The sequence below is a fragment of the Mangrovibacterium diazotrophicum genome, from assembly GCF_003610535.1.
In the GTDB taxonomy this organism is placed as follows: Bacteria; Bacteroidota; Bacteroidia; order Bacteroidales; family Prolixibacteraceae; genus Mangrovibacterium; species Mangrovibacterium diazotrophicum.
This window is the reverse complement of record NZ_RAPN01000001.1, coordinates 1951036-1966968: the sequence shown is the minus strand read 5'-3', so window position 1 is coordinate 1966968 and position 15933 is coordinate 1951036. Positions and strand designations below refer to the sequence as shown.

Sequence of the window (15933 nt, the reverse complement as noted above, 5' to 3'; positions counted from 1 at the left end):
ATGGCAAAAGAATCAATGAAAGCCCGCGAGGTTAAACGCGCAGCACTGGTTGAAAAATACGCTGAAAAAAGGGCACTACTTAAAGCAGAAGGTGATTATGTCGGTTTGCAAAAATTACCTAAGAACTCTTCAAAGGTACGTATGCACAACCGTTGCAAATTAACCGGTCGTCCGAAAGGATACATTCGTCAGTTTGGTATTTCACGTATCAACTTCCGCGAAATGGCATCTGCAGGATTGATTCCGGGAGTTAAAAAAGCTAGTTGGTAATCGTTTAAACGTAAAGTAATGAGTAAAATTACAGACCCAATAGCAGATTTCTTGACTCGCATCCGTAACGCCCAAAAAGCGAAACACCGCGTAGTTGATATTCCTGCTTCAAACATAAAAAAGGAAATGACCAAAATCCTCAAGGACAAAGGTTATATCCTGAACTACAAATTTGAAGAAGAGGTGAACTACCAAGGCAATATCAAAATCGCCTTGAAATATCACCCTGAAACAAAGACTCCAGCCATCAAATCAATCAAAAGAGTTTCTAAACCTGGTTTGAGACAATACTGCGATAGCGAGAACATTCCTCGTGTATTAAACGGCTTGGGAATTGCAATTCTATCTACATCTAAAGGTGTTATGACTGACAAAGAAGCTCAGGCACAAGGCGTAGGTGGTGAAGTATTGTGTTACGTTTATTAATCAAGGAGGAAAAACAATGTCAAGGATAGGTAAATTACCCATTGAAATTCCAGCCGGTGTAACCATTAACGTAACTCCAGAAAACCTGGTAACCGTTAAAGGAAAACTGGGCGAGCTTTCGCAGCAGGTAGACCCTGAGATTGAAGTAGCAGTAGAAGGAACCCAATTGACGGTTACACGCCCAACCGATCAGAAACGTCACCGTGCACTGCACGGCCTGTACCGTGCCCTGATCAACAACATGGTTATCGGCGTTTCTGCTGGTTACGAAATTAAATTAGAGTTAGTCGGTGTTGGTTACCGTGCAGAAAACCAAGGTCAATTGTTGGACTTGGTACTTGGTTACTCTCACCACACTTATTTGGAACTTCCGGCAGAAGTAAAAGTTGAAGCTGTTACCGACAAGCGTAGCAACCCAACCGTAACTCTGAAAAGCTGTGACAAACAGCTTATTGGCCAGGTTGCCGCAAAAATCCGTTCTCTGCGTGCTCCGGAACCTTACAAAGGTAAAGGTGTGAAATTCGCTGGTGAACAATTGCGTCGCAAAGCCGGTAAATCTGCAGGTGCTAAATAGTAAAATTTGAAACCATGGCTTTAACGAAACAAGAAAGAAGATTTAGAATAAAAAAGAGAATCCGGAAAATCGTTTCCGGAACTGCAGATAGACCTCGTTTGAATGTCTTCCGCAGCAACAAACAAATTTATGCCCAATTGGTCGACGACCTGGCAGGTACAACTTTGTTGTCAGTCTCTTCATTGGATAAAGATATTACTGCTGCTACAGGCACAAAATCAGAAAAAGCTGGCCTTGTAGGTAAAGCTTTAGCTGAAAAAGCTGCTGCTGCCGGTATTATCGACGTAGTATTCGACCGTAACGGTTATTTGTATCACGGTAGAGTTAAACAATTAGCTGATGCTGCCCGTGAAGGTGGCCTTAAATTTTAAGAATTATGTCAGGAAATATCAAAAAAGTCAAAACGACAGACATAGAATTGAAAGACCGGTTAGTTGCTATTAACCGTGTTACTAAAGTAACCAAAGGGGGTAGAACATTCAGCTTTTCTGCAATTGTTGTTGTTGGTAACGAAGACGGTATCGTAGGCTGGGGACTTGGTAAAGCAAGTGAAGTAACAGCTGCCATCGCTAAAGGCGTTGACGCTGCGAAAAAGAACCTGGTGAAAATTCCTATCAACAAAGGTACTATTCCTCACGAACAAGTTGCTAAATTTGGCGGCGCTAACGTATTCCTGAAACCGGCATCTCACGGTACCGGGGTAAAAGCAGGGGGTGCGATGCGTGCTGTACTGGAAAGTGTTGGTGTACACGACATCCTGGCGAAATCAAAAGGATCGTCTAACCCACACAACTTGGTAAAAGCTACTTTCAATGCATTGCTTGAAATGCGCGATGCTTACACTGTAGCTCAGCACAGAGGTGTTTCATTGGAAAAAGTATTTAAAGGATAAGGAACTATGGCTAAAATTAAAGTTACTTTAGTGAAGAGCATTATTGGTTCCGAAAAGAGCCAAAAAGCAACAGTAGAAGCTCTCGGTATTAAAAAGTTGAATCACTCTGTTGAACATGAAGCTACTCCAGCGATCATGGGGATGGTAAACAAAGTGAAACACTTAGTGAAAGTCGAAGAAATTTAAATTTTTTTAGGATTGAAATTATGGAATTAAATAATCTTAAACCTGCAACAGGATCCGTTAAACGGGAAAAGCGTATTGGTCGCGGTCAGGGTTCGGGACATGGCGGTACTTCTACAAGAGGTCACAAAGGTGCCCAATCCAGATCAGGCTATAGCCGCAAGCGTGGTTTCGAAGGCGGTCAAATGCCGATGCAACGTGTGGTACCGAAATTCGGATTCAAAAATGTAAACAGGGTAGAATATAAAGCCATCAATCTGGAAACATTGCAAACATTGGCTGAAAGCAAATCGCTTTCAGCTATTGATGTGCAAACCTTGGTTGATGCTGGTCTGGCTTCAAAAAATGACCGCGTAAAAATTTTGGGAAATGGATCTTTAACATTAAAATTGGAAGTTAAAGCTCATGCCTTTTCTCAAAGCGCAAAAGAAGCCATCGAAAAATTAGAAGGAACCACTGAAATACTCTAAACCGAATGAAAAAATTTATCGAAACCCTAAAGAATATCTATAAAATCGAAGATTTGAGAGCCCGTTTGGGATTAACCTTATTTCTTTTGTTAATTTATCGATTAGGATCGTATGTAGCTTTACCGGGAATCGACCCTGCACAACTGGGTCAATTAAAACAACAGACTTCAGATGGGTTGCTGGGGTTATTGGATATGTTCTCGGGAGGTGCATTCTCAAACGCATCCGTATTTGCTTTAGGGATCATGCCTTACATTTCTGCTTCTATCGTAATTCAGCTGTTGGGAATAGCCGTTCCATATTTTCAGCGTTTACAAAAAGAAGGGGAATCAGGAAGAAGAAAAATCAACCAGATAACTCGTTATCTGACCGTGTTGATTCTTTTATTCCAGGCACCTGCGTATTTGGCCAACTTAACATTTCAATTACCGGCAGAAGCCTTCGCTGTTAGCGGCTGGATGTTCAAAGTAACATCAACAATTATTCTGACAGCTGGGTCGATGTTCATTATGTGGTTGGGCGAGCGCATCACCGATAAAGGAATAGGTAACGGTATTTCATTAATTATCATGATCGGTATTATCGCCCGTCTGCCATTTGCTGTCTTCGCCGAATTTATTTCGCGCCTCGAACAACAAGGTGGTGGTATGGTGATGTTCCTAATTGAGTTTGTATTCCTGTTCGTCGTGTTCATGGGAAGTATTCTGCTGGTACAAGGTACCCGCCGTATCCCTGTTCAGTACGCTAAACGAATTGTGGGTAACAAACAATATGGGGGCGTACGTCAGTACATACCGTTAAAAGTGAATGCTGCTGGGGTAATGCCAATTATCTTTGCCCAAGCTATCATGTTTGTTCCAATTAGCCTTGCCGGCTTTGCCAACTCTGACAGCATGAGCGGCTTTGCATCTGCAATGTCCAATCACACTGGCTTTTGGTATAATTTCTCTCAGTTTGTATTGGTCGTTTTGTTTACGTACTTTTACACCGCCATTACAGTAAACCCTGTGCAGATGGCTGAAGACATGAAAAAGAACGGTGGTTTTATTCCCGGTGTTAAACCAGGAAAGAAAACAGTCGAATTCCTCGATACCGTTATGTCTCGCATTACATTACCGGGATCTATTTTCCTGGGTATTGTAACTATTCTGCCAGCTTTCGCTATGATGGCCGGAATTAACACCCAGTTCGCCTACTTCTATGGCGGTACATCACTGTTAATTTTGGTAGGTGTTGTACTCGATACATTACAACAAATTGAGAGTCATCTTTTGATGCGCCATTATGATGGTCTGATGAAATCAGGTCGGATTAAAGGACGTACAGGAGGTGGTGCGGCAATGTATTAATAGTCTTAACATCTTTCTTTAAAAGAATATATCAACCGGTACAGGGAACTGTACCGGTTATAAAAATAAAGAGATAAGTAAACTATGGCAAAACAAGCCTCGATAGAACAAGACGGAACAATCATTGAAGCATTATCAAATGCCATGTTCAGGGTTGAACTTGAAAATGGACACGTGATAACAGCGCATATCTCTGGTAAAATGCGTATGCATTATATCAAAATTCTTCCTGGAGATAAGGTGAAAGTGGAAATGTCACCTTACGATCTGACTAAAGGACGAATTACTTTTAGATATAAAAATTAAATAAGGAATCATGAAAGTAAGAGTATCCATTAAGAAACGCAGTGCCGACTGTAAGATTGTACGCAGAAAAGGCCGTTTGTACGTGATCAACAAAAAGAATCCTAAGTTCAAACAGCGTCAAGGATAATTAATTAACTTTGTAAAAATTTTTTTTATGGCTCGTATTGTTGGAGTTGATATTCCTGATAATAAAAGAGGAGAAATAGCCTTGACATATGTTTTCGGCATCGGCCGGGCCCGTTCACGCTATATCCTCGAACAAGCTGGTGTTTCTCCTGATATGAAAGTAGCTGACTGGGATGATGACCAGTTCGCAGCTATCCGTTCAGTTATCAGCAACAATTTCAAAGTAGAAGGTGAACTTCGCTCTGAAAACCAGTTGAACATTAAACGATTGATGGACATCGGTTGCTACCGTGGTATCCGTCACCGTATTGGCCTTCCAGTACGTGGACAAAGCACTAAAAACAACGCTCGTACACGTAAAGGAAAGAAGAAAACTGTAGCTAATAAGAAAAAAGCCACTAAATAATAGATAGTTAAGTTATGGCAAAAAAAACTGGAACTACAAGAAAGAGAGTCGTTAATGTAGAAGCGACTGGCCAGGCGCATGTTCATTCCTCATTCAACAACATTATCATCTCTTTGACTAATAATAACGGAGAAGTTATTTCTTGGTCATCGGCTGGTAAAAAAGGATTTAGAGGTTCGAAGAAAAATACGCCTTACGCTGCACAGGTGGCTGCCGAAGAATGTGCAAAAACTGCATATGATTTGGGTCTTAGAAAAGTTAAAGTCTTCGTTAAAGGACCGGGCAATGGTCGTGAATCTGCTATCCGTGCTATCAATAGCGTTGGTATCCAGGTAAACGAAATCGTTGACGTGACTCCAATGCCGCACAACGGTTGTCGTCCTGCAAAAAGAAGACGTGTTTAATCTTTTTAATTTGGTAGAATAATGGCAAGATATACTGGACCAAAATCCAAAATTGCCCGGAAATTCGGTGAACCGATTTTCGGACCTGATAAAGTATTAGAAAAGAAAAATTACCCTCCGGGTTTCCATGGGTTAGCAAGCCGTCGTCGTAAAAAATCAGAATACGGTCTGCAGTTGAAGGAAAAGCAAAAAGCAAAATACACTTACGGTATTTTGGAAAAACAATTTGCGAACCTGTTCCACAAAGCATCAGCTTCTAAAGGTATTACCGGTGAAGTATTGTTGCAATTGCTCGAATCTCGTTTGGATAACGTTGTTTTCCGTTTTGGTTTGGCACGTACAAGAGCTGCTGCTCGTCAGCTAGTTTCTCACAAACACATCACTGTTAACGGCGAAATCGTAAACATTCCTTCTTACCAGTTGCGTCCTGGTGACGTGGTTGGCGTTCGTGAAAAATCAAAATCATTGGAAGTAGTTGCCGATGCGTTGACTTCACACCGCTACAACAAATACGCTTGGTTGGAATGGGATGGTTCAGCAATGACCGGTAAGTTCCTTAACCGTCCGGAACGGGAAGAAATTCCTGAAAACATTAAAGAACAACTAATCGTCGAGTTGTATTCTAAATAATAAAATTACTCAGTATTATTATGGCAATATTAGCGTTCCAAAAACCTGACAAAGTAATAATGGTAGAATCTGATGAGCGGTTCGGTAAATTCGAATTCCGTCCATTGGAACCTGGTTATGGTATTACAATCGGTAATGCCTTGCGCAGAATCCTGTTATCATCTTTGGAGGGCTACGCAATCACAACTGTAAAGATTGAAGGCGTAGACCACGAATTTGCGACCATTAAAGGCGTGATGGAAGACGTAACTGAAATCATCCTTAACCTAAAGCAAATTCGTTTCAAAAGAGAAGTTGAAGATCTTGACAGTGAGAAAGTTTCTATCACCATTACTGGACAGGAAACCTTTACTGCCGGCGACATCAACAAGTTTATGACCGGTTTCCGTGTTCTGAACCCGGAATTGGTTATTTGCCGTATGGAAGCTGATGTTAAAGTGCAAATGGAAATCACCATCAACAAAGGTCGTGGTTATGTTCCTGGCGCTGAAAACAAGCCGGTAGATGCTGAGTTTGGTTTAATTCCGATTGACTCGATTTTCACGCCGATCCGTAACGTGAAATATGCAGTTGAAAACTATCGTGTTGAGCAAAAAACTGACTACGAAAAGTTGGTTTTGGAAATCAAAACTGATGGTTCAATTCATCCGAAAGATGCGTTGAAAGAAGCTGCTAAAATTCTGATTTACCACTTCATGCTGTTCTCTGACGAGAAAATTACTTTGGACTCAGACGAGAAATTTGCCAACGAAGAATTCGACGAAGAAGTACTGCACATGCGTCAGCTTCTAAAAACGAAATTGGTAGATATGGATCTTTCAGTTCGTGCACTGAACTGTTTGAAAGCTGCTGATGTTGAAACTTTGGGCGAGTTGGTTACTTACAACCGTAACGACTTGTTGAAGTTCCGTAACTTCGGTAAGAAATCTCTGACAGAGTTGGATGACCTGCTGAATGCGTTGAATCTGACATTCGGAATGGATATTAGTAAATATAAATTAGACAAGGAATAAGCACAAATGAGACACAATAAAAAATTCAACCATCTGGGAAGAAAAAGTGCTCATCGCAAAGCAATGTTGTCAAACATGGCTAACTCTTTGATTTTCCATAAGAGAATTAGCACGACAACAGCTAAAGCGAAAGCATTACAGATATATGTTGAGCCGCTTATTACAAAGGCAAAAAGTGATACGACTCACTCTCGTCGTATTGTCTTCAGTTACTTGAAGAGCAAAGAAGCCGTATCAGAACTGTTCCGCGATGTAGCAGAAAAAGTAGCTGAACGCCCTGGAGGTTATACAAGAATCCTGAAAACCGGAAACCGTTTAGGTGACGACGCAGAAATGTGTATTATCGAATTGGTTGACTTCAACGAAAACATGCTTGAAGCAAAAGAAGCCAAAACGAAATCACGTCGTTCTCGCCGTGGCGCCAGCAAGAAAGCTGAAACAGCTCCTGCTGCACCGGTTGCTGAAGCTCCTGCAGCACCTGCTGCTGACGAGGCTCAAGCTGAAGAACCAAAAGCTGAGTAAGGTTTTTAAACCAAATTGCATAGAAAAAGCTGACCTATTGGTCAGCTTTTTTTGTTCCCCAAGGATTGGGTCGTTTTAGTGAATAAAAGGTCGAGGAAACAAAGTTTTTTTACTTTTGTGGCGGTAGACAAAGCCTCTTTCTTTGATGACACCTTTGAGAAGTGATGGAGAGCTTTTAATACACATTTAAAAACAAGGCATGGTTGATCGTATTGATTCGTCTAAACGAAGCAAGAAACTAACAAAGTTGCGCTATAGCTTGTGGGGTTTGACTCAGAAGAACCTGAAACAAGTCTATTATATCGTCGTTTTTTCCCGTTTTCTTGTACCGCGGTTTTGGTCGCAGTTTATACTGCGTTTCAAGCTAAAGCGCATTCAAGCTTTCGATGCTGATTACGTTTACGAGCGGGTCAATTACTACAATAAACTGACAGAATGTAGTACGATTAAAGACAAACTCGAATCGTTGAAGGATTATAAGCTACCCGAGCGGCAGCGTGTTTACTATTTCGACAGCTATCAGTATATTCGGTATTTTAGCTTTAAAAAACGTGCTAACTTTTTGTTTGGTGACGTAACAACAGTTCCCGATTTACCAGCATTTGTGAAGAGCCGCCCTATTCATGGCGACAACAGAAACTCAGTCGTGTTAAAGTTGGTTAAAGCACGGCATTTCTTATTTGTGAACGACCCGGTTCCCTTTGCCGAAAAGAAGGACATGCTGATTGGGCGTTCTGCTGTGAGCCAGCCGCATCGACAAAAGTTCTTGGAAATGTATTTCGATCATCCGATGTGCAATGTTGGACAGATCAACCTGAATGAAGATAGTCACCGGTGGCAGTTACCGAAGATTACTTTACGCGAACATTTGAACTACAAGTTTATTTTGTGTCTCGAAGGAAACGATGTAGCAACTAATTTGAAGTGGGTGATGTCGTCGAACTCGTTGGCCGTAATGCCGAAGCCAATTTACGAAACCTGGTTTATGGAGGGGAAGTTGATTCCCGACTATCACTATGTAGAAATTAAGTCGGATTACAGCGATTTGCAGGAACGTTTGAGCTATTACATCGAGCACGAGGATGAGGCATTGCAGATTATCCAGAACGCGAACAACTACGTGAAGCAGTTTAAAAACAAAAAACGGGAAAGCCTGATTTCGCTGATGGTTATCAAGAAGTATTTCGATATGACAGGGCAGGGGCCTTTCGCAGGAGCAAACTAGAACATCCTGCGACAGTTGTTTCTCTTTTACTTGATAATACGACGTTCAATCAATTCATTAAAACTTTGGCGATAGTTGTTCCCGATTGGTAGCTTTTGCTTGATAATTTCAACTTGATTGCCCTCTATCGCCTGGATCGAGTCTAACCGAATGATGAAGGATTTATGGATTCGAATGAAATCATTCTCCGGCAGTAACTCTTCCATCTTTTTCATCGAAAGGTTAGTGACCAGGTGCTGATCTTTCAAGTGTATTTTGATGTAGTCGCCTAAACCTTCAATAATGCGGATATCTTCAATTTGAACACGGACTGTCTTTTTGTTCGATTTAATAAAAATGTACTCCGGTTTGGCATTATCTTTTTGCGAACTTGTTTTTAGTTGCAACAGGCTCAGTTGTTCCTCAGCTTTTTGAAATGCTTTAAAAAAGCGGTCAAATCCAAAAGGCTTTTTCAGGTAATCCAGAATATTCAGTTCGTAGCCTTCTAGTGCGTAATCGGTGTAAGCAGTCGTCAGTATCACTAGCGGGGCATGGGTGATGTTTTTCAAAAAGTCCAGACCAGATAATATCGGCATATCAACATCCAGGAACATCAGATCAACCTGCGTTTCTTTGATCGTTTTGTTTGCTTCCAATGCGTTCGGACAAGTGCACACTATTTCGAGGTTCGGAATGTCTTTCGCATATTCCAAAATCACTTGTCTTGCCAGTGGCTCGTCGTCAACAATTATCGCTTTTACCAGCATGTTTTTCTATTTCAGCGTTTATTTCAATTTTACGTTTAGTTTGACAGCAAAGACGTTTTCTGCAGTGTTGATATCGAGTTTGTAGTCTTTGCTTCCGTATAGCATCTCAAGTCGTTGGCCCACATTTTCCAGTCCAACGCCATGGGCACCTTTCGCTTTGCCGATCATTTCCGGGTTGCAACTGTTCCTGACTTCAAAAGTCAGGTCGTCCTGCCGGATATCGAGCCGAATATCGATAAAAACATCGTCGGTTGATGTCTTGGGGCCATGCTTGAATGCATTGTCCAAAAACGGCTCGAAAATAAGCGGCATTATCTTTCGCTCCGACACTTCTCCTTTCAGTTCATATCGGATTTTTACCTGTTCACTCAGTCTAATACGTTGCAATTCAATAAAATTTGTTACAAATGAAATCTCTTTTTTTAGCGGAATGAAGTTTTCGCGCGATTCGTAAAGCACGTGTCGCATTAAATCCGACAGTTTCAAAATCAGGTGAGGGGTCTTGTCGGACTTGATCAAAGCGAGCGAGTAAATGTTATTCAAACTATTGAAAAGGAAGTGCGGATTGATTTGTGCTTTCAGTGTTTTCAGCTCTGCCTCCAGGCGTTGCCGTTCGGCCTTGTTGTAGCGTAACCAAATATCCTGAAGCTCGATCCAGTCGGCCAGGAACTTAGCCAGCGAAGTAATCAAAACGTAGCCTGCCGACGTGAAAAAATTGGCAGAGAGCAGGAGCCGGGTAAAATTTCGCTGGTCAACCCACGACAGGATCAGACTTGCAGCCAACGATGCCACAAACAAAGTCAGGATTAACCAGAAGGTATAAAAGATGTATTTTTGATTTTTAAGGAACCGCGGGATAAGCAGGTAAAAGTTGATGTAGACGGAGAGCGCAAAGCCCATGTTCAAAATAATTGCCTTGAGAATTAAATCCGGGGAGATATTGAGTTTGTGTTCCGAAACAATATCGAACGAAAGAAGGGCAAAGACCAGACTAGCGATCCAAAACAGGATATGGCCTGTATTTTTGAGTTTGCGGTATTTTTCGGGTTTAGGCATGCAGCATTCTCTGGTTCATATTGTCGGTTTATCGACGAATAAGTTCGTGAAAAATTACAGCAATTTACATATTTTTTGTTGTATTGGCTCCGAATCCAATAACCGACCGGGAGAGAAATCCGGATGTAAGAGGTAAGTCGCTATTTTTAGGGTAGGCTCTTTTTTTACTGGAAATAGAGTATTATTCGGGCTTTAATCTATTTTTGTCCGAAATAGGAAACGTTAATTGTGGTCAAACTATCAGTCATCATTGTAAACTACCGCGGGTGGAAACATCTCGGCAACTGTCTGGAATCGTTGCAGGGAGTCGCTTCTGCGCAAAATGAATTGGAGGTGATTGTTGTAGATAATTGTTCCAATGACGGTAAATTGGACGAGTTTAAGCAGCTGTTCCCCTTTGTCCGTTTCATTTTGAATAGCGGGAACAATGGTTTTTCAAATGGCTGCAATGTCGGAGCGGCTCATGCTTCCGGTTCGTATTTCCTGTTTATGAATTCGGACATCATCGCCAACAAAGAAGCAATATGGGGCATGTTGGAGGAATTGACGACTCGGCCCAATATCATGTTGTTGTCTTGTCGTCAGAAAAATAATGCAGGCAAGGAGGAGAATCCGTACAACCTGTTTCCCGATTTGGCAACACTCAACGGAATTCCGCGATCCATCTATAAAAAGGTGCATAAGCGGGAATTGGCTGAAAAGCATGCGAGCACGAAAGAGCTGATCTTCCCCGATTGGGTATCCGGTTCGGTGATGATGATCTCTGCGGATCACTTCAGGCAGACCGGAGGGTGGTGTGAAGATTACTGGCTGTACTACGAAGATGTAGAGTTGTGTCGCAGGGTGTGTGATCTCGGGGGAAAGGTGGCCTTGACAAACAAATTCTCGATGATCCACAATCATGGTGGTGCCACCCGGATCAATCCTAAAACGGCAGCGCTGACTAAGGCTGAAGTGCGCATCTCGAAGCATGTTTACGTGTCCCGTCATTTCACAGGGCTGAAAGCTTTTGTAATGCACCTGTTTACCATCATTGGTGGATTGATTGGAAAACTGTTGCCGGCTTTGCTGAGTATTCCTTTTTTTTTCAACCGAAAACTACGGGCATACGGGCGTTTGTACGTTCGTTTGCTGACTTATTACTTCAATGCAATTGTAAATCGCAGTTGGATGAGTCCCCGCGCGATGAACTTCAAAAAATGACCGACCTGTTTTTAAATATAATTCGGTTTCGATACCCGGAAGCCCTGAAACGACTTACATTGAGTCAGCTATCCCAAGGTTGACTGAAACTGCAGATTGCTTGCTGCTCGCGGGAAATGATTAACTTTGTTCCCGTAATATTCATTGAAAATCTAACATTAAACTGAGATGAAGATAGAAGTATCAAATGGCGAAATCGCTGATAAATTGACGATTATTGAAATCAAACTGGAAAATATCAAGGACGAAAAGAAATTGGTAAACCTGAAGGCTGAATTCGCTGTTTTGGACGAAGCAGTGAGCAAAATTATTGCGAAAGACCATCCGCTTTATCAAGAGCTTTTAACGATCAACAAGCAGTTGTGGGATATTGAGGACCGGATCCGCGAATTGGAAAAAGCAAAAGATTTTGGCGCCGAATTTATCGAGGTGGCTCGTTCGGTATACTTTACCAATGACAAACGTTCGGAGGTGAAGCGCAAAATTAACGAGCTGACCGGTTCGTCGTTAATTGAAGAAAAATCATACGAAGATTACGCATAGTATGACGAAAATTTTGGTGTATCGTTTTTCGGCGATGGGGGACGTGGTGATGTTGCTCCCGGTTTTGAAAGGTTTGCTCGATTCGAACCCGAAACTGGAGATTTACCTGCTGACCCGTCCTTTTCTTTTTCCTGTATTCGAAGGAATAGACCGACTGCATTTGGTGGCTGCCGATTTGAAAGGCAAGCACAAGGGAGCGCGCGGTTTGTTCAGACTTTACCGACAGTTGAAAAAGGAAATCAATCCCGACCATGTTTTCGATTTGCACCAGGTTTTGCGTACGCACATTCTCAATTTTTATTTTCGGCGCGGTGGCTATTCGGTTCATAAACTGAATAAGGGGCGAGCAGAGAAGAAGCATGCCGTGAAGACCAAGTCGCACGAAACACTGCCTTCGTCAATAGATCGCTACGCAGCTGCTTTTTCCAGCGCAGGCTTTCGTTTCATCCTTCCGCCTCCTCCGCTGTTCCCAATTGGCTTAAGGAGCGAAGCGCTCGGATTGCTGAAAATCGATGCTGCCGAGACAAAAGTGCTGGTTGGAATTGCACCTTTTGCCAAGCACAAACAGAAAGTCTGGGGTGTTGAAAAGACCCGTGAGCTGATTTCGTTGTTACAGCGAATCCCCAATTCGAAAGTCGTTTTATTTGGGGGCGGGAAGGAAGAGATGGAGATTTTAGACGATTTGGCGTCGGCGTTCCCGAACTGTGTAGTTGCCGGGCGGTACGTCAAACTGGCTGATGAAGTCAAGTTGTTGCCCCTGATTGATTTGATGGTTTCAATGGACTCGGCCAATATGCACCTGGCGGCAATGGCCGGAATTCCGGTTGTTTCGGTCTGGGGAGCGACGCATCCATCGCTTGGTTTCGCGCCTTATCACCAGCCCGATGAAAACATGATTCAATACAGAGGTGATGCACTGCGTTGTCGTCCGTGTTCTGTATTCGGGAATAAGAAGTGTATTTACGGCGATGTTCGCTGCATGAAATACATCTCGGTAAACCAGGTCGCAGAGCGAGTCGGTTTTCTGCTGGACCATCCGCTTCAACGCTGATTTTCGCGATGGCGGATCAGTTTATCCAGTAGCCCGCCAATTTCAGTTGCGCACAGCTTGTTTGCTTCCGTTAGCAGCAAAATTAATTCCTTCGCTATCTCCTTGTTTGGTTTGTCGGTTGTGGATTCGGCAAACTGCTGAATTGAGTTTTTAAAGACTTCCGTATCGTGCCATGAGCCAAGCATTGTTTCTAATTTATCAAATTCGGATCGATAGATTTGATTGCGCGGAGATTCTGCTTTGTCAGACGCGTAGCGTAGCACAATCCCAATTTGTTTCAAGTGTTTCCGAATCCGGTGATAATTTTCGAAACCCGTTGAAATAGCTCTAAGCTCTGCTATTTGTTGTTCCTGCTGCTGAATGAAATGCTCGGTATCCGATAACAATTTGTCTTCCTCAATGGTCTCGATAAGCGCAGTGAAGTATTCTGTTACTTGTCCGTACCGATCAGTCGAAAAGTTCTCCAATAATTCCAATAGTTCCCTTTTACATTGCGTCTCCTGGTCAATCAGGGCCATTTTGTAGTTAGAAAGATCCATTTCTTTCAGTTTTCCGAGTATTTTCCGATTCATCTGAATCTCCCGAAGTCGTCCGGCGATCTCGAAAATCTCGTGCACTTCACCAAATTCCAATGTAAAATGATACGGCCATTCTTTGAAAAATCCTGCCAGCTTAAAAATGGCCCGCATATGCTTTACAGACAAACGCAGTTGGTGAATATCCTTGTCATTCACTAACGAAACGCATTTTTGCAGGTTTTCCCAAAAGTCTTCTGCATGTCGCCTGTATGTTTCAGCCAAACTGTTTGCCATTGTACTCCTATTGTTTTGCAAGGTTGAATTCCGGTATTCAATTTCTAATACTTCGGATTTGTACAAATGTTTTTGAGTAGTTCTCTCAAAGTCGGAAGGGAAATAAAAGCTTTCCGTGCTTTCGATTTCCATTGTTCCTTGGTAACTTTAGCTGTCCAACAAACTGACTAACCGCTTTCGAATGCAGAAAGCCAAATCCAATAAATTACCATTGTCATGAATGTTGTGTTGAGCGTAGGAGTACTCATCTTTACGGGTTATATTTTGGGTGAACTCGCAGGAAAGGTGAAGCTGCCCAAAATATCAGGTTATATTTTGGCCGGAATTCTTCTTAATCCGGATCTGTCGGGGATCATGTCGAGCGATTTTGTGGATCACACTGATCCGTTGCTTTCGATTTCCCTGTCGTTTATAACTTTTTCGATTGGCGGTTCATTGTCTGCTCAGAAGTTGAAAGCGACGGGTAAAACCGTGTTCTCACTTACTTTGCTGGAGTCGCTTTTCGCGTTTGCCAGTACATTCATCTTCATATTTCTGGCGCTTCAATTTATAATCCCGCGTTTCGAATCGGTATACATTGCCTTGGCGGTAAGCCTTGTGTTGGCATCATTGGCTGCACCAACCGATCCTTCGGCTACGCTGGCAGTTATTCACGAGTACCAGGCCAAAGGTGAAGTCAGTTCAACCATGTTGGAGATCGCCGCATTCGACGACTTGGTTGGAATCGTCATTTACACGCTGGTCACTTCTTTTGCAACTTTCTTTTTGGGGAAGAATAGTCTTGAGTTTGGCGACGTTATGCAGGAGCTTGGAAAAGGAATTGGAGGTGCGCTGCTTATCGGGACCCTCATCGGATTGCTATTCAACTTCGTTGTTAAGATATTCACCAAACAACCCGAGGGGACACTGATTGTGCTGACCTTTGGTTTGGTATCGCTGAGTTACGGTATCTCCGAGTATTTAGGGTTCGAGTCTCTGCTTTCCACGATGGCTCTGGGGGCTGTGGTCGCTAATCTCAATCCGATTGCAGATAAAATATTTAAGTTGATTGAACGATACACTGACGAGCTGATTTTCGTAGTCTTCTTTACCTTGTCGGGCTTGCATTTGCAACTATCGTCAATCACAGGCAGTTTTCTGCTGATTGTCATTTACATTGTTGCCCGGGCAATTGGTAAATTTGGCGGAATTTATACCGGAGGTCTCTTTTTCAACCTTAGTCCAAACGTAAAGAAGTATACCGGTGGCGGGCTTTTACCACAAGGAGGTATTGTTATTGGTTTGGCGCTTTTACTGACCAAACAAGACGGATTCAAGGATACAGCCTCGATGATTATGGGAATTGTAATTGGTGCAGCGTTGATTCACGAAATTATTGGCCCGATCGCCTCCCGCTATTCTTTGAAAAAGGCTGGTGAGATTGAATGAGTAACATACCGGTTTGTATTGAAGACTTCCGGAAATGGTGAAATGCCGGTATTGTCTGGCATTTTTACTGTTTTGGATCAAATTTCTATTTGGCTTAATCGCTGAAAATATCGTTTAAACTGGTGAAGCAGTCTGTTTGAACAGCAAAAAGGGCTATTCATACAATGGTGGCAAAATGCTCTTGATTTGAATGGTGCCTGTGGCTTAACTTTGTTATGCTTTTAGAATATACCACGTATAGTTAAACCAGTTTTATTTTTCTCTTTCATTCCACTCTTAAGCGCACAAGCATTCCAAG

General features: G+C 42.4%; 23 protein-coding genes. 20 read left to right on the top strand and 3 right to left on the bottom strand.

Features of this window, described 5'->3' with window-relative positions; translation table 11 throughout:
* The 16 genes from rpsN (at window position 1) to BC643_RS07535 (ending at window position 8796) form a co-directional block, all read left to right on the top strand.
* On the top strand, window positions 1-270 hold the full coding sequence (gene rpsN, locus BC643_RS07610; protein WP_120272520.1) for a 30S ribosomal protein S14: 270 nt from the start codon (window positions 1-3) through the stop codon (window positions 268-270).
* Window positions 271-297: 27 nt separating this feature from the next.
* The gene (rpsH, locus tag BC643_RS07605; RefSeq protein WP_120274196.1) at window positions 298-696 is read left to right on the top strand and encodes a 30S ribosomal protein S8; all 399 of its coding nucleotides are present in this window, start codon (window positions 298-300) and stop codon (window positions 694-696) included.
* 16 nt (window positions 697-712) lie between these two features.
* Window positions 713-1270, top strand: a complete 558-nt coding sequence (rplF, locus tag BC643_RS07600) for a 50S ribosomal protein L6 (protein WP_120272519.1) — start codon at window positions 713-715, stop codon at window positions 1268-1270.
* 14 nt (window positions 1271-1284) lie between these two features.
* The gene (gene rplR, locus BC643_RS07595) at window positions 1285-1641 is read left to right on the top strand and encodes a 50S ribosomal protein L18 (protein ID WP_120272518.1); all 357 of its coding nucleotides are present in this window, start codon (window positions 1285-1287) and stop codon (window positions 1639-1641) included.
* Between the two features lie 5 nt (window positions 1642-1646).
* Window positions 1647-2162: a 30S ribosomal protein S5 gene (rpsE, locus tag BC643_RS07590; protein WP_120272517.1), complete on the top strand. Its 516-nt coding sequence runs from the start codon at window positions 1647-1649 to the stop codon at window positions 2160-2162.
* Window positions 2163-2168: 6 nt separating this feature from the next.
* Window positions 2169-2348: a 50S ribosomal protein L30 gene (gene rpmD, locus BC643_RS07585; RefSeq protein ID WP_120272516.1), complete on the top strand. Its 180-nt coding sequence runs from the start codon at window positions 2169-2171 to the stop codon at window positions 2346-2348.
* A gap of 20 nt (window positions 2349-2368) precedes the next feature.
* On the top strand, window positions 2369-2815 hold the full coding sequence (gene rplO, locus BC643_RS07580; RefSeq protein ID WP_120272515.1) for a 50S ribosomal protein L15: 447 nt from the start codon (window positions 2369-2371) through the stop codon (window positions 2813-2815).
* A 5-nt stretch (window positions 2816-2820) separates the two neighbouring features.
* Window positions 2821-4164: a preprotein translocase subunit SecY gene (gene secY / locus BC643_RS07575; RefSeq protein WP_120272514.1), complete on the top strand. Its 1344-nt coding sequence runs from the start codon at window positions 2821-2823 to the stop codon at window positions 4162-4164.
* 84 nt (window positions 4165-4248) lie between these two features.
* Window positions 4249-4470, top strand: a complete 222-nt coding sequence (gene infA, locus BC643_RS07570) for a translation initiation factor IF-1 (RefSeq protein WP_107820959.1) — start codon at window positions 4249-4251, stop codon at window positions 4468-4470.
* 10 nt (window positions 4471-4480) lie between these two features.
* The gene (ykgO, locus tag BC643_RS07565; RefSeq protein ID WP_081782363.1) at window positions 4481-4597 is read left to right on the top strand and encodes a type B 50S ribosomal protein L36; all 117 of its coding nucleotides are present in this window, start codon (window positions 4481-4483) and stop codon (window positions 4595-4597) included.
* Window positions 4598-4624: 27 nt separating this feature from the next.
* Window positions 4625-5002 carry a 30S ribosomal protein S13 gene (rpsM, locus tag BC643_RS07560; RefSeq protein ID WP_120272513.1) on the top strand — a complete coding sequence of 126 codons (378 nt, stop codon included), beginning with the start codon at window positions 4625-4627 and terminating at the stop codon, window positions 5000-5002.
* Between the two features lie 14 nt (window positions 5003-5016).
* Window positions 5017-5406 carry a 30S ribosomal protein S11 gene (gene rpsK / locus BC643_RS07555; protein WP_120272512.1) on the top strand — a complete coding sequence of 130 codons (390 nt, stop codon included), beginning with the start codon at window positions 5017-5019 and terminating at the stop codon, window positions 5404-5406.
* A 21-nt stretch (window positions 5407-5427) separates the two neighbouring features.
* On the top strand, window positions 5428-6036 hold the full coding sequence (gene rpsD / locus BC643_RS07550) for a 30S ribosomal protein S4 (protein ID WP_120272511.1): 609 nt from the start codon (window positions 5428-5430) through the stop codon (window positions 6034-6036).
* A gap of 20 nt (window positions 6037-6056) precedes the next feature.
* The gene (locus BC643_RS07545; protein WP_120272510.1) at window positions 6057-7049 is read left to right on the top strand and encodes a DNA-directed RNA polymerase subunit alpha; all 993 of its coding nucleotides are present in this window, start codon (window positions 6057-6059) and stop codon (window positions 7047-7049) included.
* A gap of 6 nt (window positions 7050-7055) precedes the next feature.
* Window positions 7056-7571: a 50S ribosomal protein L17 gene (gene rplQ / locus BC643_RS07540; RefSeq protein WP_120272509.1), complete on the top strand. Its 516-nt coding sequence runs from the start codon at window positions 7056-7058 to the stop codon at window positions 7569-7571.
* Between the two features lie 199 nt (window positions 7572-7770).
* Window positions 7771-8796: a glycosyl transferase family 90 gene (locus tag BC643_RS07535; RefSeq protein WP_120272508.1), complete on the top strand. Its 1026-nt coding sequence runs from the start codon at window positions 7771-7773 to the stop codon at window positions 8794-8796.
* Window positions 8797-8822: 26 nt separating this feature from the next.
* On the opposite strand, the gene BC643_RS07530 is transcribed toward BC643_RS07535, so the two are convergent.
* Both BC643_RS07530 and BC643_RS07525 read right to left on the bottom strand, forming a co-directional pair.
* Window positions 8823-9542 carry a LytR/AlgR family response regulator transcription factor gene (locus tag BC643_RS07530; protein WP_211338008.1) on the bottom strand — a complete coding sequence of 240 codons (720 nt, stop codon included), beginning with the start codon at window positions 9540-9542 and terminating at the stop codon, window positions 8823-8825.
* Between the two features lie 18 nt (window positions 9543-9560).
* Window positions 9561-10598 carry a sensor histidine kinase gene (locus BC643_RS07525; RefSeq protein ID WP_120272507.1) on the bottom strand — a complete coding sequence of 346 codons (1038 nt, stop codon included), beginning with the start codon at window positions 10596-10598 and terminating at the stop codon, window positions 9561-9563.
* Window positions 10599-10826: 228 nt separating this feature from the next.
* Here BC643_RS07525 and BC643_RS07520 point away from each other — a divergent pair, with 228 nt between their 5' ends.
* The 3 genes from BC643_RS07520 to BC643_RS07510 all read left to right on the top strand — a co-directional run bounded on the left by BC643_RS07520 (window position 10827) and on the right by BC643_RS07510 (window position 13395).
* On the top strand, window positions 10827-11801 hold the full coding sequence (locus BC643_RS07520; protein ID WP_170154494.1) for a glycosyltransferase family 2 protein: 975 nt from the start codon (window positions 10827-10829) through the stop codon (window positions 11799-11801).
* A 168-nt stretch (window positions 11802-11969) separates the two neighbouring features.
* The gene (locus BC643_RS07515; RefSeq protein ID WP_120272505.1) at window positions 11970-12344 is read left to right on the top strand and encodes a DUF6165 family protein; all 375 of its coding nucleotides are present in this window, start codon (window positions 11970-11972) and stop codon (window positions 12342-12344) included.
* 1 nt (window position 12345) lies between these two features.
* The gene (locus tag BC643_RS07510; RefSeq protein WP_120272504.1) at window positions 12346-13395 is read left to right on the top strand and encodes a glycosyltransferase family 9 protein; all 1050 of its coding nucleotides are present in this window, start codon (window positions 12346-12348) and stop codon (window positions 13393-13395) included.
* Here the strand turns inward: BC643_RS07510 and BC643_RS07505 are convergent.
* Window positions 13386-14207, bottom strand: a complete 822-nt coding sequence (locus BC643_RS07505) for a CHAD domain-containing protein (RefSeq protein WP_170154493.1) — start codon at window positions 14205-14207, stop codon at window positions 13386-13388. The two genes, BC643_RS07510 and BC643_RS07505, sit on opposite strands and share 10 nt — an antisense overlap.
* A gap of 216 nt (window positions 14208-14423) precedes the next feature.
* Here BC643_RS07505 and BC643_RS07500 point away from each other — a divergent pair, with 216 nt between their 5' ends.
* Window positions 14424-15635, top strand: a complete 1212-nt coding sequence (locus tag BC643_RS07500) for a cation:proton antiporter (protein ID WP_120272502.1) — start codon at window positions 14424-14426, stop codon at window positions 15633-15635.
* The last annotated feature ends 298 nt before the right edge of the window (window positions 15636-15933 follow it).

Bases quoted from the DNA above. Each gene is read 5' to 3' on its own strand.
- secY (WP_120272514.1), top strand. From the start codon at position 2,821: ATGAAAAAATTTATCGAAACCCTAAAGAATATCTATAAAATCGAAGAT.
- rplQ (WP_120272509.1), top strand. From the start codon at position 7,056: ATGAGACACAATAAAAAATTCAACCATCTGGGAAGAAAAAGTGCTCAT.
- rplF (WP_120272519.1), top strand. From the start codon at position 713: ATGTCAAGGATAGGTAAATTACCCATTGAAATTCCAGCCGGTGTAACC.
- rpsK (WP_120272512.1), top strand. From the start codon at position 5,017: ATGGCAAAAAAAACTGGAACTACAAGAAAGAGAGTCGTTAATGTAGAA.
- ykgO (WP_081782363.1), top strand. From the start codon at position 4,481: ATGAAAGTAAGAGTATCCATTAAGAAACGCAGTGCCGACTGTAAGATT.
- BC643_RS07535 (WP_120272508.1), top strand. From the start codon at position 7,771: ATGGTTGATCGTATTGATTCGTCTAAACGAAGCAAGAAACTAACAAAG.
- rpsD (WP_120272511.1), top strand. From the start codon at position 5,428: ATGGCAAGATATACTGGACCAAAATCCAAAATTGCCCGGAAATTCGGT.
- BC643_RS07530 (WP_211338008.1), bottom strand. From the start codon at position 9,542: ATGCTGGTAAAAGCGATAATTGTTGACGACGAGCCACTGGCAAGACAA.
- infA (WP_107820959.1), top strand. From the start codon at position 4,249: ATGGCAAAACAAGCCTCGATAGAACAAGACGGAACAATCATTGAAGCA.
- BC643_RS07505 (WP_170154493.1), bottom strand. From the start codon at position 14,207: ATGGCAAACAGTTTGGCTGAAACATACAGGCGACATGCAGAAGACTTT.
- rpsM (WP_120272513.1), top strand. From the start codon at position 4,625: ATGGCTCGTATTGTTGGAGTTGATATTCCTGATAATAAAAGAGGAGAA.
- BC643_RS07510 (WP_120272504.1), top strand. From the start codon at position 12,346: ATGACGAAAATTTTGGTGTATCGTTTTTCGGCGATGGGGGACGTGGTG.
- rpmD (WP_120272516.1), top strand. From the start codon at position 2,169: ATGGCTAAAATTAAAGTTACTTTAGTGAAGAGCATTATTGGTTCCGAA.
- rplO (WP_120272515.1), top strand. From the start codon at position 2,369: ATGGAATTAAATAATCTTAAACCTGCAACAGGATCCGTTAAACGGGAA.
- rpsE (WP_120272517.1), top strand. From the start codon at position 1,647: ATGTCAGGAAATATCAAAAAAGTCAAAACGACAGACATAGAATTGAAA.
- BC643_RS07515 (WP_120272505.1), top strand. From the start codon at position 11,970: ATGAAGATAGAAGTATCAAATGGCGAAATCGCTGATAAATTGACGATT.
- BC643_RS07545 (WP_120272510.1), top strand. From the start codon at position 6,057: ATGGCAATATTAGCGTTCCAAAAACCTGACAAAGTAATAATGGTAGAA.
- rplR (WP_120272518.1), top strand. From the start codon at position 1,285: ATGGCTTTAACGAAACAAGAAAGAAGATTTAGAATAAAAAAGAGAATC.
- rpsN (WP_120272520.1), top strand. From the start codon at position 1: ATGGCAAAAGAATCAATGAAAGCCCGCGAGGTTAAACGCGCAGCACTG.
- BC643_RS07500 (WP_120272502.1), top strand. From the start codon at position 14,424: ATGAATGTTGTGTTGAGCGTAGGAGTACTCATCTTTACGGGTTATATT.
- BC643_RS07525 (WP_120272507.1), bottom strand. From the start codon at position 10,598: ATGCCTAAACCCGAAAAATACCGCAAACTCAAAAATACAGGCCATATC.